The sequence below is a fragment of the Providencia rustigianii genome (assembly GCF_900637755.1).
Taxonomy (GTDB): domain Bacteria; phylum Pseudomonadota; class Gammaproteobacteria; order Enterobacterales; family Enterobacteriaceae; genus Providencia; species Providencia rustigianii.
Genome location: NZ_LR134396.1, coordinates 2,463,236 through 2,480,075 on the forward strand (window position 1 = coordinate 2,463,236; position 16,840 = coordinate 2,480,075).

At 40.2% G+C, this 16,840-nt stretch carries 16 protein-coding genes and 1 tRNA gene; 7 read left to right on the plus strand and 10 right to left on the minus strand.

Annotated features, from left to right (window positions below):
- Positions 1-275: 275 nt before the first annotated feature.
- Together hutC and hutI are read right to left on the minus strand one after the other, a co-directional pair.
- On the minus strand, positions 276-1,007 hold the full coding sequence (hutC, locus tag EL244_RS11340) for a histidine utilization repressor (protein WP_126460998.1): 732 nt from the start codon (positions 1,005-1,007) through the stop codon (positions 276-278).
- 119 nt (positions 1,008-1,126) lie between these two features.
- Positions 1,127-2,362 carry an imidazolonepropionase gene (gene hutI, locus EL244_RS11345; protein ID WP_126461001.1) on the minus strand — a complete coding sequence of 412 codons (1,236 nt, stop codon included), beginning with the start codon at positions 2,360-2,362 and terminating at the stop codon, positions 1,127-1,129.
- Between the two features lie 223 nt (positions 2,363-2,585).
- Between hutI and smrB the strand changes: the two genes are divergently transcribed.
- Positions 2,586-3,131, plus strand: coding sequence for an endonuclease SmrB (smrB, locus tag EL244_RS11350; protein ID WP_039855025.1), 546 nt, complete (start codon positions 2,586-2,588; stop codon positions 3,129-3,131).
- Positions 3,132-3,158: 27 nt separating this feature from the next.
- Here smrB and sixA read toward each other — a convergent pair whose 3' ends face one another.
- The 4 genes from sixA to EL244_RS11370 form a co-directional block, all read right to left on the minus strand.
- A complete protein-coding gene (gene sixA / locus EL244_RS11355) occupies positions 3,159-3,644 on the minus strand; it encodes a phosphohistidine phosphatase SixA (RefSeq protein ID WP_126461004.1) in 486 nt (161 codons plus the stop codon).
- Between the two features lie 232 nt (positions 3,645-3,876).
- The gene (gene fadJ / locus EL244_RS11360; RefSeq protein ID WP_126461007.1) at positions 3,877-6,066 is read right to left on the minus strand and encodes a fatty acid oxidation complex subunit alpha FadJ; all 2,190 of its coding nucleotides are present in this window, start codon (positions 6,064-6,066) and stop codon (positions 3,877-3,879) included.
- Positions 6,066-7,385 (minus strand): acetyl-CoA C-acyltransferase FadI, encoded by a 1,320-nt coding sequence (gene fadI, locus EL244_RS11365; protein WP_115164483.1) that lies wholly within the window; start codon positions 7,383-7,385, stop codon positions 6,066-6,068. The genes fadJ and fadI overlap by 1 nt, the downstream gene beginning before the upstream one ends.
- Before the next feature lie 270 nt (positions 7,386-7,655).
- The gene (locus tag EL244_RS11370; RefSeq protein WP_006814641.1) at positions 7,656-7,952 is read right to left on the minus strand and encodes a YfcZ/YiiS family protein; all 297 of its coding nucleotides are present in this window, start codon (positions 7,950-7,952) and stop codon (positions 7,656-7,658) included.
- A gap of 351 nt (positions 7,953-8,303) precedes the next feature.
- Here EL244_RS11370 and fadL point away from each other — a divergent pair, with 351 nt between their 5' ends.
- A complete protein-coding gene (gene fadL / locus EL244_RS11375; RefSeq protein WP_126461010.1) occupies positions 8,304-9,587 on the plus strand; it encodes a long-chain fatty acid transporter FadL in 1,284 nt (427 codons plus the stop codon).
- 493 nt (positions 9,588-10,080) lie between these two features.
- Here the strand turns inward: fadL and mlaA are convergent, their stop codons facing one another.
- Positions 10,081-10,830, minus strand: coding sequence for a phospholipid-binding lipoprotein MlaA (gene mlaA / locus EL244_RS11380; RefSeq protein ID WP_126462828.1), 750 nt, complete (start codon positions 10,828-10,830; stop codon positions 10,081-10,083).
- A 394-nt stretch (positions 10,831-11,224) separates the two neighbouring features.
- Between mlaA and EL244_RS11385 the strand changes: the two genes are divergently transcribed.
- A tRNA-Arg gene (locus EL244_RS11385) sits at positions 11,225-11,299 on the plus strand.
- A gap of 143 nt (positions 11,300-11,442) precedes the next feature.
- Here EL244_RS11385 and EL244_RS11390 read toward each other — a convergent pair.
- On the minus strand, positions 11,443-11,769 hold the full coding sequence (locus EL244_RS11390) for a DUF1622 domain-containing protein (RefSeq protein ID WP_006814644.1): 327 nt from the start codon (positions 11,767-11,769) through the stop codon (positions 11,443-11,445).
- Between the two features lie 250 nt (positions 11,770-12,019).
- Here EL244_RS11390 and EL244_RS11395 point away from each other — a divergent pair, with 250 nt between their 5' ends.
- Positions 12,020-12,391, plus strand: a complete 372-nt coding sequence (locus EL244_RS11395; RefSeq protein ID WP_126461013.1) for a hypothetical protein — start codon at positions 12,020-12,022, stop codon at positions 12,389-12,391.
- Here EL244_RS11395 and EL244_RS11400 read toward each other — a convergent pair.
- The gene (locus EL244_RS11400) at positions 12,388-13,095 is read right to left on the minus strand and encodes a hypothetical protein (RefSeq protein WP_126461016.1); all 708 of its coding nucleotides are present in this window, start codon (positions 13,093-13,095) and stop codon (positions 12,388-12,390) included. The two genes, EL244_RS11395 and EL244_RS11400, sit on opposite strands and share 4 nt — an antisense overlap.
- A gap of 268 nt (positions 13,096-13,363) precedes the next feature.
- On the opposite strand from EL244_RS11400, the gene EL244_RS11405 reads away from it, so the two are divergent.
- Positions 13,364-14,599 (plus strand): ArsB/NhaD family transporter, encoded by a 1,236-nt coding sequence (locus tag EL244_RS11405; protein WP_126461019.1) that lies wholly within the window; start codon positions 13,364-13,366, stop codon positions 14,597-14,599.
- 69 nt (positions 14,600-14,668) lie between these two features.
- Here the strand turns inward: EL244_RS11405 and EL244_RS11410 are convergent, their stop codons facing one another.
- Positions 14,669-15,502: a MetQ/NlpA family ABC transporter substrate-binding protein gene (locus tag EL244_RS11410; protein ID WP_126461022.1), complete on the minus strand. Its 834-nt coding sequence runs from the start codon at positions 15,500-15,502 to the stop codon at positions 14,669-14,671.
- Between the two features lie 211 nt (positions 15,503-15,713).
- Here EL244_RS11410 and EL244_RS18040 point away from each other — a divergent pair, with 211 nt between their 5' ends.
- Together EL244_RS18040 and EL244_RS18045 are read left to right on the plus strand one after the other, a co-directional pair.
- Positions 15,714-16,361 carry a CMD domain-containing protein gene (locus tag EL244_RS18040; protein WP_232004546.1) on the plus strand — a complete coding sequence of 216 codons (648 nt, stop codon included), beginning with the start codon at positions 15,714-15,716 and terminating at the stop codon, positions 16,359-16,361.
- Between the two features lie 47 nt (positions 16,362-16,408).
- The gene (locus tag EL244_RS18045; RefSeq protein WP_232004575.1) at positions 16,409-16,837 is read left to right on the plus strand and encodes a peroxidase-related enzyme; all 429 of its coding nucleotides are present in this window, start codon (positions 16,409-16,411) and stop codon (positions 16,835-16,837) included.
- Positions 16,838-16,840: the final 3 nt, after the last annotated feature.

Consider the following 16,840-nt stretch of genomic DNA (forward strand, 5'->3'; position numbering starts at 1 on the left):
GCGTGTTTTACCGATAGCGTCTATCTATAGATATAGTTGTATATACATGTACAATCAATTTATTTTTTAACAATTACAGTTCAATTTATATCACTTGATGGATTTTATTTTTTATAAAAAACAAATAGATAAAAAAATAACCATTGATTTTATTGTTGTTTTTTTATTCTAATTATGCCTACCGGATCACATTTAATTTACAGACTGGTTACATTGAATCAGGGGGAAAACGGTAGGATAGCGGTCATAAAAAATGACCGCTAAGAGACTTGAGCCTATGAGGAGAAACTACCTTTCAGTTTATATCGATGACCGGGAAACAATAATTTTGTACTGGTCACAATGTAACTTTGTGACCATGTTCGACGGGTAATTTGCAAACAAGATGCCCCAGCATGTACTTGCAATAATCGGGCACTGCGGTCGTCAGCATCAACGGCCTCAACAATATGTTCACCCTGTGTCAATGGGGCAACTCGAGATAAATAATCATGGGGCGTAATAGAGAGAAAATCTTGCTGTAGATAGTCGGGAGCTGCGAGTGCATTCACATAGCGATCTTCAATTTGTACTGGAATATCGTTTTCTAAATGGACGATAACCGAATGAAATACAGGAGCTTCTGGTAGTAAATCTAGCTCTTTTGCTAATGTCAAAGAGGCTGGAACTTGCTCTAGCTTAATAATTTTACAACTATATTGATGATTTCTTGCAAGAATTTCATTTTCAATACTGTGAATTTCAAATAACGCCGATTGCCCTTTTGACTCGGCGACAAAAGTACCCACACCTTGAAGACGCACCAGCAATCCTTCCGCCGTAAGTTCGCGTAAAGCTCGATTCGCTGTCATACGGCTGCAATTAAATTGCGCCACTAATTCAGATTCAGATGGCACACGATCATTTGCTTGCCATTCACCTGACTGTATTTTTTCAATAATTGACTGCTTTACCTGTAAATACAATGGAATCGGAGTTTTCAGCTTCGTTTTATTTTCGGCTGCCACGTTTATTTCCCGTTAAGTAATAACATCATTGAAGGAGCCACAAAATTGGAAAAAATATTAAAATAGTTACTGTCTATAGTGACGAAACTCACCATAGACAGCAATCGGAAATTTATTAATTAGTTTTGATGGGTTATTTTGCCCTGATAGACTCTCATATTCAGTGGATTACTACCCTGCTCATAAATCATTTCAACCGGATCTTTGGCATTCCATACCACAAAATCGGCTTGGAAGCCTGCCCGCAATTGCCCATGACTCTGCTCACGACCCAAAGCTTGAGCTGCATACCGAGTCACTCCAGCCCAAATTTCTTCTGGTGTTAATCTAAACAAAACCGCCGCCATATTCATCACCATTCGTAATGAAGCAAATGGGCTAGTTCCCGGGTTAAAATCAGTCGATATCGCCATTGGAACCTGATGTTCTCGCAGCAACTCAATCGGTGGTAATTTAGTTTCTCTTAGGAAATAAAATGCGCCCGGTAACAATACCGCCACTGTGCCACTACGTTTTAAAGCCTGAATACCCTTAAGATCCAAATATTCAATATGGTCAACAGACAATCCCTTATAGCTCGCCACCAGCTCACTTCCCCCTAAATTGGAAAGTTGTTCTACATGTCCTTTAACTGGAATTCCTAGTTTTTTAGCCGCAGAGAATAATTTTTCACTCTGCTCCAACGAAAAGCCAACACTTTCGCAGAAGACATCGACAGCTTCAAATAAGCCTTTGCTCCACAATTCAGGCATGATTTTCGTGCAAATTAATTCAATATACTCATCGGGCTTATCTTTATATTCTGGAGGAACCGTATGAGCAGAAAGCAGTGTCGAGCTGACATCAATAGGATAAGCTGCAGATAATTGCTTGGCGACCAACAACTGTTTTTCTTCACTGTCAAAATCGAGTCCATAACCCGATTTCATTTCAATCGTCGTCACACCCTCACGTATTAACGCCTCTAAACGGGGTTTAGAAACAGCGAATAGCTCAGCTTCACTCATTGTTCGTGTAGAACGTACCGTGGAATTAATCCCACCGCCTTGAGCACTGATGGTTTCATAGGAAACACCATTCATTCGTTGTTCCCATTCTCCAGCGCGATTCCCACCAAAAACCAAGTGAGTATGGCAATCAATTAATCCCGGAGTGATCAAGCGCCCTGCCACATCAATAATTTCGCAGCCATTAGCATCAACATCCTCGCTGGGGTGAACTGCCACAATCAGATTATTGCGAACGATTAAGTCATAATTTTCAACTAAGCCGTACGCAGCGCCTATCTCTGGATCCATCGAAGCAATGCGTCCATTACGCCAAATCACGTCATTTTCTTGTGCTTTAAATAACATAAATCATCCTATGGCAACAGAAGCATTTAATGGCTTCTCATATGGTGGTATAGATATGTATATACAATTAGACTAATTAACCATCTGTTGTCAATCTATACAGAGGAAGAAAGTTATAAATTTGTTATCCGTCGCTAAAATTATTCAGGTGTAACCGTTGATGCTAAAAATAGGTTACACTAATCCCTGTTTTACCTATCTGAAAAAGAATGATTTATCGACAATGAAAAAAAATAAATTCGGTCTAGAAGAAGACGATCTTAATCTATTCAAAGAGGCTATCCGTGGCGCAAAAAAAATTCGCCAAGATAAGATAGTCCATTCACCTGTTCGTACAAAAGTAACACAGCCATCCAGCAAAAAAGTCATGCAAGAACAAGTGGATGCGTCTTTTTATTTTTCAGATGAATTTCAACCTCAATTAGACGATGACGGTCCAACGCGTTATTTAAGACCTGATTCCAATCCTTATGAGTTGAAGAAGCTACGCCGTGGAGATTATGTTCCTGAGTTATTTCTTGATTTACATGGGTTAACTCAAATGGAAGCCAAACAAGAAATTGGCGCGTTAATTGCTGCGTGTAAACGGGAAAATGTCTTTTGCGCCTGCATTATGCATGGGCACGGTAAGCATATTTTAAAGCAACAAACACCACTATGGTTGGCTCAACATCCAGATATTGTCGCCTTTCATCAAGCCCCTAAAGAATGGGGAGGCAATGCTTCATTATTGCTAATCATTGAGACAGCAGAGAGTGCTCGTCGCTAAACACTCTCATTATCGACATACCGTTATTCAGGATTTCATTAATGAAATTTGTGAAGGGCTAAGCATCCATTCTAAATGGCTACTCACCTGTTTTTCATCCATCTCAATACATGCAATGGTTGAGGTAGTGAACATCGGGGGGGCTTCATGGGGGCATAACTCTGAAACTAAATATCCGACTAATGGTAAGTGAGAAACCACTAAAATTGCTTTTGCACCTAATGAGACATAATCACGAATTTGATCGGCAACCCAAGCCGCATTTCCACCTGGCGTTAACCCTTCCATCGTCTGAGCTTGTTCTGGCAATAGCAAGCTATGACGTATTTCTTGCAAAGTCTGCTCTGCACGTAGATAAGGGCTAACCAATACCGTATCAATATTGGGACGACGCTCATTTAGCCATTGTGCCATTAATAGCGATTCGTCTTTTCCTTTTTGCGTTAATGGCCTAGCCGCATCGCTCGCCGCCTGTATTGCCGCATCACCGTGACGCATAATATAAACTTGCATAATCCACCATCTGTGTAGCCGCTTCATAATGAAGCTCTATTCTTTTTGTTAAGATAATTATTGTTAAAGATAACCATCAGTTGGGGTGAAGTGAGATTCTGCAACAAACCGCCTGTAAATAAAATGATTTACATTGTTTTTTGTTGATGTTTTTTACTCAATTGCCATAAAAAAACCTGATATCGCAGCCTTTAACTACGCTATCAGGTTGATTACCAATCACTTACTATGGCTAATTTGTAGTCACATTTTCAGTGGAATAGAAACGTGTATTCGAGGCTGCCATTCGTGCCAGCAATTCACACGGGGTGAATTTTTCACCGTACTTATCCGCCAGAGTTTGTAACGTTTCTACCGTTTTGGCGATACCAAGGTTATCCATATAGTGAAATGGCCCCCCAAAAAATGGCGGAAATCCAATACCAAATACAGCACCAATATCCCCATCACGAGCGCTACGAATAATTTTTTCATCCAAACAACGTGCCGCTTCATTAAGCATTAACATCACACAACGTTGAGCAATATCTGTTTGGCTAGACTTAGCTTCTGGATGGATGCTGAGCAATGAATAGATACTTGCATCAACTTGGCGTTTTGACGCTTTTTTCCAAAATGCTAATTTACTGCCTGTATGTCTATATGAATAAAAACCACGACCATTTTTTTTCCCTTTACGGTCATCATTAACCACTTTATCAAGCGCATCGGGTGCTTTGAAACGAGCACCAAATCTCTCAACTAAAATAGGCAGGATTTTGGTTCCAACATCAATACCGACTTCATCCAACAAGTGGAAAGGCCCGACAGGAAAACCAAACTTGACCAATGCATTATCAATATGGTCAATGGCATTACCTTCAACCAAGCACTGTGCTGCTTCACATAAGTAAGGTGCTAAAATGCGGTTTACATAGAACCCCGCATCATCCCCAACCACAATCGCTGTTTTTCCTTGGCGCTTAGCGAATGCAATGGTGGTTGCAATCGTTATTGCATCTGTCTGTTTATGAGGGATAACCTCGACCAACGGCATTTTATCCACGGGGCTAAAATAATGTAATCCAATGACTTTTTCAGGGTGTTCCGCACCCTCCGCTATTTTATGAATAGGGAGTGATGATGTATTCGATGCAAAAATCGCTTTTCCTTGGGACATCTCTGCAATTTCTGTGACCATTTTTCTTTTTAACGCTAAATCTTCAAATACGGCTTCTACAACGATATCGGCGGTTTCTAGGCCTTGATAATTCACCGTGCCAGAGAGTCGAGCCATAATTGCTGCGCGCTCCCGAGCTAATAACCGACGCTTAATCACGCGCTGAGTCAGTAAATCCCAGCTATAACGAAGTGCTTGGGAAATCCCCTTATCCGAAATATCTTTAATACGCACTGAATATTTGCCTAGGGATGCACTCACATAAGCAATTCCGCCGCCCATTAACCCGCCTCCCAGAATACCAACCAATTTGATATTCAATGGCTTAGCATCGGCTCCAGTTTCATTTTTCAATGAGGTAGAGGCAAAAAATAGACTACGCAATGCTGCCGATTCTGGTGTCATAGCTAATTCACCAAAGGCTTTCGCTTCCTCAGCGAATCCGGCTTTTAACCCACTATTCATGCCAACTTTCACAACCTGAATAATTTTTTCAGGTGCCGGATAGTGCCCTTGTGTTTTACTCAAGGTTTTTTCTTTCGCGCTGTTAAATACGGTATTACGCAACAATCGACTACTCAGTAACCGCTGTTGCCAATGCAGTGGCTTACGGCGTACACCGCCTTTTTGCGCTAATTCAACGGCAGTGGCCAATAAAATAGACGCAGGAACCACATCATCGACCAAGCGCATTTTTAGCGCCTGCTTGCCTCTGATTTGTCGCCCCGTCAACATCATGTCGAGCGCATTGGGAACACCAATTAAACGCGGTAAACGTTGAGTTCCTCCGGAACCGGGGAGTAATCCTAATTGAACTTCTGGTAACCCGAGTTTGGTTTTATCATCTGAGGTACAAATGCGAGCATGACATGCGAGCGCCAACTCCAAGCCACCACCAAGGCACGCTCCATGGATCGCAGCAATAATGGGCAATGGATAATTTTCAATTTTATCGAACAGCGTGTGACCTTGTTTGGATAACTCACTAGCTTGCTCTTTGCTGGTGCAACTAGCAATCATGCTAATATCTGCCCCAGCAATAAAACTGTCTTTTTTACCCGAGGTGATCACCAGCCCTTTTAAACCGGAGGTCGATTGTGCTTTCTGTAAGATGGCATAAAACTGTTCAGCAAACTCCGCCTTCAGGGTATTCACTTTTTCATTAGGGACATCGATATAGATCACTCCCACATTTTGGTTGACGATCTCCAACCTAAAAGCTTGATTTCCTGTTCCTGCGTTCTGCGTAGAATGTTGTCCCATTATTCCACCTCCAAAATCATTGCCACGCCTAAGCCACCAGCGGCACAAGCCGTAGTTAAACCAAAACCACCACCCCGGCGGCGTAACTCATTTAATGTTTGGGTCACCATCCGTGCGCCAGTCGCCGCAAATGGATGCCCATAAGCTATGGAGCCACCAAGAACATTAAATTTATCCATGTCGATTTCACCAATAGCTTTATCTAGCCCCAATTTTTCTTGGGCGAATTTCTGACTCGCAAACATTTGGATGTTACTTAATGTTTGCGCGGCAAAAGCTTCGTGCATATCAATCAATGTCAAATCTTGTAGGGTTAATCCTGCTTTTCGTAACGCTATTGGTGTCGCGTAAGAGGGTCCTAATAACATATCTTCCCACACATCGATGGCTGAGAATGCGTAGCTCTTGATATAACCCATTGGGGTATAGCCTAATGCTTTAGCCCGTGATTCTGTCATCATCAAAATTGCCGCTGCACCATCCGTTAATGGGGTACTGTTAGCCGCAGTGACGCTACCGTGTTTACGATCAAAAGCAGGTTTTAGCTTCGCATAGGAGGATAAAACAGAATTTTCGCGTACATTATTGTCTCGGGAAAAAGCCTGTTTAAAGGGGGGCATATAGGCGGTCATCACTTCTTTTGCTAAAGCGCCACTTTCCCATGCCTTCGCTGCCAGTAAATGTGAGCGATGGGCTAGCTCGTCTTGTTGCTCACGCGATATGTGGTAGCTTTTCGCCATTTGCTCAGCTGTATCCCCCATGCGTAACCCCGTAGAATACTCAGCAACACCAGGTGCAACAGGAATAAGATCTTTGGGTCTTAGCTTGGCAAATAACGCTAATTTTTGCCCCAATGATTTGGCCTTACTTAATGCAAGTAAAGTTTCAGCCAATTTTTTAGAGACGCCAATAGGCAAAACAGAGGATGAATCCGCCCCTCCCGCTACACCGACTGAAATATCCCCCACCATCATACTTTGGGCAACATTGACGATGGCTTGAAAGCTCGTCGCACACGCTCTAGATACGCTGTAGGCATCGGTTGAGACGCTCATTCCTGTACCCAACACAATTTCCCGCGCAATATTTGGCGCTTCAGGCATTTGAACTACTTGCCCAAAGACCAATTGTTCAATGATAGAGAGATCGATATCACTACGGTGTAGTAACTCGGCAACGACAGCTTTGCCTAAATCTACAGCAGCAATGCCTTGATATGCTGTAGATTGCTTAGCAAAAGGTAAACGTAAGCCGTTAACAATGGCAATTCGTTCCTTTGCGACATGCATGCCTTCGCCATGGTGGGATACTGAGTTCATGGTCGCTCCTGCAAAAAAAGAAGAAAGAAAATTAGTGTTGTTTTGGATACTTAGATAGAGAGGTCAGACCTGTATTGATTGTTAACATAATCTTCACATTTATCAATTGGTGTAGATGAAAAATGCGAGCTCACACACAAGTTACAGTGAAATAGAATTTAAGATAAAAATCTGAGGGAGGAGGATATGAAAAAACCCATTAATTGTTAAAGATGACAATAAGTCAAATAACAGGATTAATGGGCTTTAAAAACAAATTCAAACGTTTGATTAACGCAGGCCTAATTGAAAAATTAGACTCTCTGCTTCACAGCTAAATGCGAACTCTGCAGTTAATTCTACACCACCAGCAACACTGTTAATGGAATGTTTAATTTCACAAGGCTCTGATTCTACTGATCGGGCTTTTTCTGTCAGTGTTTTCAGCATCGCTTCCGCTTCTTGCTGCGTCGCGAAAACATTCTGATACGCAGCGGTGCAGTCTTTATTTTCCAGCACTGTACCTACATCTACACAACAGCACGCAGCGGTTTCGTCTGCGCTACAACGTTTAATCGCATCAGTCATTTTGCTCTCCCAATAAACAAACTGTTAAGCCAGTATCATAACGCTGAAAAAGTCCCAAACACTAGTGATATCAAAATTTATCTCTAATAATTCAACAGAAGTTTGATCTAGTTCCTTATATGAGTATTTCTTTTGCTTTTAACCAAAATGGATGTTGCCATTTTGTTAAATGCATCGCATTTTTGAAAATAAACACCGAACAAATAGCAAACACTCTTGCAACAAACCCAGTGGTCAGACCTATACTCTTCTAACTGGTCTGATTTGTCATTCAGGCAAGCGACCCTACAATTCAGCGCTTCTTGCGATAGAAGTCGCTTATTTAAATAAAACTACTAGAGGGTTTTGGTCATGAGCCAGAAAAACCTATTTACCCGATCAGCTTTGGCAATAGCAGTGGCTGTCATGTCTTCCAATGCAGTTGCAGCTGGTTTTTTGCTGAATGAATATTCAACATCCGCACTAGGACGTGCTTTTTCAGGCGCAGGAGCCGTCGGCGACAACGCAAGTGAAGGTAACCGTAACCCTGCCGCAATGATGTTATTTGATCGACCAACAATGTCAATTGGTGCGGTATATATTGACCCAACCGTTGATATTAAGGGTCGTGATAGCGATGCATTTACTGCCAATAACATCGCTCCGAATGCTTTAGTTCCTAATGCTCACTTTATTTTCCCAATTAATGATAAGTGGGCGGTGGGAACATCCATGACCACTAACTTTGGTCTGGCAACTGACTTCAAAAAAGATTATGCAGCAGGTCCCGTTGGTGGGAAAACTGATTTAAAAACCGTCAACTTGAATTTAAGTGGTGCCTACCGCATCAATGATAATTTTAGCTTTGGTGTGGGTGCTAATGCTGTTTATGCTGATGCAGAAATTACCCGTCATATGGGCGTTGGTGCTGGTAAAGTTCCACCCATGTTTGGTGTTACACCAAGTACCACCGCAGCTAAGTTGAAAGGTGATGATTGGGGCTATGGCTGGAATGCTGGCTTATTATATGAAATCAACCCAGATAACCGTTTAAGCTTTACTTACCGCTCAAAAGTCAAAGTGAAATTTGAAGAAGGTAAGTATTCTAATGATCTTCCTACGGCAATTGGTGGCTTAGGGGGGAATACGGTCAAAGGCACTTTAGACCTAAATTTACCTGATATTTGGGAATTCTCGGGTTACCATAAAGTCGATCCGAAATGGGCGTTGCATTATAGCGTTTCCTATACAGGCTGGAGCACCTTTAAAGACCTCACTGCCTACGAAAAAAGTAATGGTAAAGAGCTATTCCATAAACCAGAAAACTTTGATGATGCATGGCGTTTAGCGCTAGGTACCACTTACTTCTATGATGATAACTGGACATTCCGTACTGGTATCGCGTACGACGAAAGCCCAGTACCCGCAAAATCACGTTCAATTTCGATTCCTGACCAAGACCGTTACTGGCTGACCGCAGGTACCACTTACGCATTCAATAAAGATGCGTCTGTCGACTTGGGTATCGCTTATATGCACGGTAAAAAAGTCAATATCAATGAAAGACTAAGAGAAGAAGACCCTAACTCAGTGGTGCCCTTCAAATCCGAAGGCTCGGCTTGGTTATATGGCGTGAACTTCAACTATACGTTCTAATCTATTGCATCTCCAATCAGGGGAGTTCGCTCCCCTGATTTATCGTCAACATCCCCTTCCTAACCCTTCATCAAATAAAAATCATCGAATATATCCCTTTTTCCTTGACTTTTTTTGTACAGATTTATATATTAAATATAGCCCGATGTTATTTTATTGTTAATGTCATTTCTGTGGCTTATTGATCTTCCCTTCAATCATTTTTATTTATCAAGTAATGAAAATCACCTAACTACCTTCATTGTTTTGAAATGAAGCGGTATTAGAGTCATTCACAAAAGAGGCAAACATGAGAAAAACTTAGGAGGGTAGTATGGGAACGTTATTCACCATCAGTTTTGTGTGCGTGTTAGTGGTCAGTGCCATCATTGACACAGTGGTAGAACGAGGAAAACAGGAAAATGATTAGCAGTTTATTTATCACTCTCTGATGCTTGCAAACATAGAGAGTGATAAACCCACCAATCTTTCTTCGACCTTTTACTCTTTAATCCTAATCAATTGAATCCAGCTCACCTTCAATCACCGCAGCATTAGGGTTTTCAGCCGGTTGCAAAGTGCCACCTTTCGATAAAAAGTCATTACGCTGGAAATACGCTTCGCGGAACATTAAATATGGGTCAGATGAACTATGCAATAAACCATCTGAATCCAGCAATCTAGCCCGTGTTTCAATCCCTTCTAGCGCCCATTTGCCGGCCGACATCCAGAACGTTAAATAGCTCAGCATTGGGTAAAGGTCATCCACCAAATCCCCACCCTGCTCACGTAATGTTGCGCTACCATAGCCAGGCAGAACAACGTAAGGACCATAACCAACATCGTAATAACCTAACGTATTACCAAATCGTTTAGGCTCTTCTTTCACTAATTGAGGGTTTGCCATGCCAGCAACATCAATTAAGCCCCCCATACCGAAAACGGTATTGAGGAAAAAGCGATTAAAATGTTTAAAACCTTGAGCGGGTTCACCGCGAATAAAGCTATTCAGCATGCTTGCCGGTTCTTCAAGGTTACCTAAAAAGTTGCTGAGTCCATTTCTAGCAGGCATTGGTACATAGTCATTCCAAGCAACGGCTACAGGCCTTAAAACATAAGGATCTAAGACGTTGTAGTTAAAATTGAACATTGCTCGGTTAAAACCTTCAAGAGGGTCTGAACGCTGCTGTGTGACAGGGTCTACACTTGCGCATCCCACAATCAAAACCCCTGCCAGAAGAACGCTACTCATGCGAAACTTCATCATACTCTCCATCCCTTATTCCACCCAACCATGGTGTTTTTTATTGATGATCTTTTATCTGCTTATCATAGAAGCAAATAAAAAAATTTGTTAATCGTTTTGAGTGGTTTAATAACCTGATGGGTATAATTATAACCTATTTAATTATCAACTTATCATAGGAAATATAATTAATTAGCCTGAAAATAGCGCATAAATGACGTTTAATTACGATTATTGTCGTGAATTCAAAGAGGTTACTTATCTAAAATAAATTTTTACTTAAGAATTAATAGGTCAAAAATAAAGCAGATAATTATCTCTCAGCAATAAAAATGTGGAATTTGTCTGTAACAGCTTGATTCAACGGGTAGTGAACAGTAAAATGCCAAGCGCTAATTTGTATTACTTCGATGTCCCCTTAGTTAAACGGATATAACAAGCCCCTCCTAAGGGCTAGTTGCAGGTTCGATTCCTGCAGGGGACACCAGCACAAGCCACTCTAAAGAATCTCTCACCCAAAAGACGTAATTTAGCCTTGATAGAAAACTGCCATAGCAACGCTCCTAACCTTATTCATATAAACAAGAAGAGAAGCGTGTTTTATTGATGTTTAGAAGTCTACTTTTATCGCTATTTAGGTCGTTGCTCTAGTTCTTTCGCTAAGAAGTAATTTAAGAAGGTTCGTATCACTGCAATGATCCCAAGTTTAATCAAGCTATCTAAATCAGGGTCTATTGTTGTCGCTAAAATATCGGCAGCTAATTGAAATTCTAATGCCATCGCAAGCCAGTTTCCAAAACAATAGCGAGCAACTCTTTCTCCCTTTAACTGACATAAAACTACCAGCGTTTTACCTAGCCCAATAACAACACAAATAACCGAGATCGTTTCCAACAGTAGCTGTAAAAAATGAACACACCCAACCAATAATTCACGTAAAAAATTTAAATCGAACATAGAAAACCTCAATCACATATTTTATATTGAATCAGTTTAGGCAATTGACTCAAAAAAACATATATGGATTTCATAAAAAACTAAACCAGACTATTTCCTCTGATGCTAATAAAATTTAACTGACATGCATATTTCGGGGAGTCGTCTTAGTGGTATCGTAAACTTCACTTACTTTTAAGCCCCCTATTTCGTTTTATCTTTTGCCCTGATATTATTTTTGCCAGTATTCCTATTTCACGGATTAGTCTTTATGCGAACAATCTTTATTTTATTTCTTTGTAGCCTAATGATGGGGTGTGCAAAGGAAAAATCGCCTTCAATTTTCATGGTGGGCATGACACCAAACGAAGTCATTCAGATAGCAGGCGTACCGGACGAGCAATCAAAACAGGAAGAATATACCTTGTTTGTTTATCATGATAGGCAACAACCAGAAGCCTCACAGCAAATAACAGACAGCTGGTTTATTTTTAAAAATATTCAATTACTGGAGTATTCTACTCAATATTTGAATCCACCCAGCACTAAAAATACTCAATTAAGATTAACTGCAAGTAAAATACTATCTCAATGGATCGATAGCCAAAAATTGACGACTAACCCATCTGCGTCAAAAAATTAACCTTTGAACCATGTAAGATACTCACGAATTTGCCCAACAACAATTGATAGCCCTAAAGAGGAAGCACCGGATATACCATAAGGTAATAGCGGTGCAATAATACCACTCCAATTGCTCACTATTTTTAGTGCATGTAGAATAAATTCTTGTAATTTATAAAGGTAAGCGAGTAGCATATTTACCTCTGTTAACTTATTTTTTGTATTCGCCAAATTTTTCTTCAGTGAAGCTAATAATTCGTCTAGTCCTAAAATAGTTCCGTTCGATGCGACACTTTTATTTTCTGTGAAGCGAAATATAGTTCTAGTTAGTAAATCTATCTTACCTTGATAGTAATTAATTAAATTCTCTATTGATGTCTTTAATTCCTCTACTGCCATAATTTCCGTATCAATATTTAAACTATCATTTAAGCTATCTAATTCATCATTTAAATTTACTATTTTAGATTCTATTTCAATAATTAATTGAGCCGTGCTTTCACTCACTAACTCTGTCGCCTGCTGTTCTAACTCAGTAATGCCATCATCTAAAATATTAATATTCAAATCCAGCGCATCTAATACACGCTTCGATGAATTAGTAAAAACGTCAGATAATGGAATCACATTTTCTGTTTGATACACCAACAGGTCATTATGTAAGGTGACTAACGAACTTCTTGTTTCGCTTAACGCTAAAGCTGATGAATAATAATTTTTCATCTTATTTTCCCTCTGTATTTTGGTTTCAGTTTCCACCAAGATACTAGCGCTCACCGGCGACCTATCAACATTAAATAAAGATAGATAACACCGAATAATATGCATTCAATATGACTTTTCAAAAGGCTATATTTCCTTTTATTTATTCTTAATCAGATGGTCATAGGAGGATAAATAACTGATGAAAAATCAAAATATTAATTAATCATTGCCTACTGCGTGGAACCTCGTAAAATCCCCCCTAAATCTTCAGAAAAATGTGAATTCTATGACCTTAACCATTGTTGTTTTTGTACTGGTTTATGTTGCCATGGCATTTGGCAAACTACCGGGCTTTAAAGTAGATAGAACCGGCGCAGCCGTTATTGGCGCATTAGCTATGATGGCGATCGGCAGCATTACACCACCCAATGCATGGAATGCCATCGATTACCGTACTATTGGAATGTTATTTGGTTTAATGGTGGTATCTGCTTCTTTCGTAGTCTCTGGCTTCTACAGTTGGACTGCAAATCGTGTCGCAATGCTAAAGGTCAGTGCGCCTACATTATTAGCCGTGCTGATTGCGGTGGGCGGGTTGTTATCTGCATTGCTAACAAATGATGTCGTCGTTGTCGCTATGACTCCACTTCTGGTATCAATTACATTATCTCGGGGATTGAATCCAATACCATTCCTACTAGGCTTCTGTTTTGCTGCCAATAATGGGGCGACAGGTTCACTGATCGGTAGTCCTCAAAATATGATTGCCGCCCAAGGGTTAGATATTTCATTTGTTGGTCTACTCCAAGCTTCTGCAATCCCGGCACTACTCTCTTTGCCTATCACTTGGGCTATTTTAGTGTGGCTATACCGTAATCGCTGGTATTTAGAAAAACAATCAAGTGGAGCGCCCATTTCAACCTCTCCAGCCGCCACATTAGATACATGGGAAACCGCTAAAGCAGGCGTTATTACACTGGCAGTCATTGTGGCTTTTGTCGTCAGTGATATCCCTAAAGAATTGATCGCCTTGACCGCAGCTGGGTTTTTACTGCTTAACCGGTCGATTGCCTCCAGTGATATGCTGAAATTAGTCGATGGTAATTTATTACTATTAATCATGGGATTATTTGTCGTCAATGCGGCATTTTCAGGCACCGGATTACCCCAACAAATGCTCAATGATTTACGGGCTCATGGGGTTGAATTGAATAACCCGCTAGTGCTCTTTTTAGTCACAGGCGTGCTTAGCACTATTGTGGGAAATAACCCATCCGTAATGCTATTAGTCCCTTTCTTAACACCAGATGGTAATGCTGACTCCCTCGGAGCAGCACTTGTTTTAGGTTCCGGTTTTTCCAGTAACTTATTTATTTTTGGTAGTCTGGCGGGAATCATTGTTGTTGAACAAGCTGCGGCTTATGGTGTGAAAATTTCATTTTCTGAATTTGCTAAATCAGGAGGAATTGTTGCTGCATTCTGTATGCTGCTGGCGACCGCTTGGATTTGGTTAGTACTTTAATCTCATTTAAGGAGGCTTTTATAACTCAAAAGCCTCCTTGTTATGAAGTGGCCCCATAAAGTTGGACGATTATTGATTCCACGCTGCCGGTTCAATAAATCCATCATAAATACGTTGTGAACGAATATAATCTGCGTATTCTTTAGATTCAAAGGCCTCTTTTAAATCTTTAGCCCACTGAGAATCGAGATCTTTTTGTAATACACTCACGACCACACGATGCTCTAATGGGGAATTTTCCACCACTAATCCATCCGCTATACGCTGCCCTGCACTCGCTACATAGTTACCATTCACCACGACAAAATCAACATCTTCCAGTAAACGTAAACCCTGAGCTGCATCAGTTTCACGAATATCGAGCTTATATTTAGCAGGCTCAATATCATTCACGCTAAAGCTTAATGTACTTACATTGGGCTTAATTTTAATCCAACCCAAATCCTCTAAGATACGCGCTCCACGTTCTGCATTTACGGGGTCATTCGACAACGCCACAATCATGCCATCTTTAACTTCATTCAATGATTTATGTTTATTAGAACGTAAACTTTGAGGCGCACTCGGTGAGTCCGCCAGTGCTACCATATTAATATTATTTTTCTCATTATAGGCTTCCATATAAGCGCGACTTTGATTTACAGATGCATCAATCGCGCCCTCTTCAAAAGCTGGGTTAATTTGTCTATTTTGTGAAAACTGGCGTAAATTAACCTGATAACCTTTTTTCTCTAAAATAGGCACAATTCCCTTCTCAACCTGGTCAATATAATTTCCCACACCAAAACCAATGGTAATTTGCTTTTTATCCGGGTTGGTTTGTTCATTATTATCACCACATCCAGCTAAAAAAATTACTGTTGTGGCAATTAAAGAAATATTTATTAATTTTTGTTTTAACATTTTAAAGGATCCTGTTGTGTCATTTTTCTGGAGTATAAACAGGATTTTTTTATCCACTTAGACCATCTCGTTATAACTTAAACCTGAATGTATATATTAAAAATCCCTAATTAAAATGGTTATAACCATATAACTAATAGATAGTTCGAATAGTGATGTAATTGATATGTAATAAAGGAGATAACAATATTTAAATAAAGTGAGTACTTTTATGACTATTATAAAAAATGATTTAATTAATTCTCTCTTGAACCTAACGCCAGAATCAGAATTAGTGCAAATCCGCTTAGAGCGCCCTGCTGCAACGGAAAATACCCAAGCTGCTTTTGAGGCCATCTTCTCAACGCCTTCCGTAGAATTGCCAACGAATGTTAAATATTATTTTGCTTATGAAACGGCTAAGCAAACAGGGAGCCAAATACTCGCTAATCATTATTTAGCACAATTAAATGCTCAGCCAGAGGTTGTTTTTTCTCCTGCGTTGGAGTTGGCAAAAAAATATTTACTGATCTTGGTGAATACACCTAAAGCTACCGATTTTACATTAATTCAGCAGTTTATTGATTTAGGCTGGTCAGAATCCGATATTATTTTATTGGCGCAATTAATTACCTTCGTCACCTACCAAGCACGGTTAATCGATGGATTTAGCTTATTAGAAAATCACAATTCTCATCAGATAAAGACAAATAAAGTCGTTGCAGGGAAATGGAATAATCGCCCAACCACCCAAAAAGGACAGCCGTCACCCTCTGTATTTACTCAAGATGAGTTAGGCTGGGAATCTTGGTTAACTGCCCGAGAAGCTAGCAACCTTGATACAGAAGAAACCCAAACCATGAAAAATTTGGGCAATTAAATTCAGAGTATTTTTTACTTCTTGCCCATCAAAGCAAAATTTTAGAGATCCGCACACTGATTGACCGTGGCATTTTTTATACTTCCGGAGGACTAGCTCGGTGGGAACGTGAACTGGCGGCAGCTGTCGTCAGTAAAGTTAATGGATGTATTTATTGCGCTTCAGTTCATGCCCGTAAAGCAAGCCAATACACTAAAGAACATCGAACTGATGTAGATAATTTACTAGCAACGCCTTCTGGCGCGATATTAGCTGATGGTTATGATGATAGATTACAGGCCATTATTGATTTTGTTGCTTCACTTTCAGCAACACCAATTCAAAGTTCATCAGAACAAATCACTGCATTGCGTTCATTGGGATTATCCGAATTAGAGTTACTTGACCTTATTCAATCCACCGCATTTTTTGCATGGGCAAACCGCTTAATGCTCTCACTGGGTGAGCCTTTCGAAATAACAAAAAATAAGGAATGATGC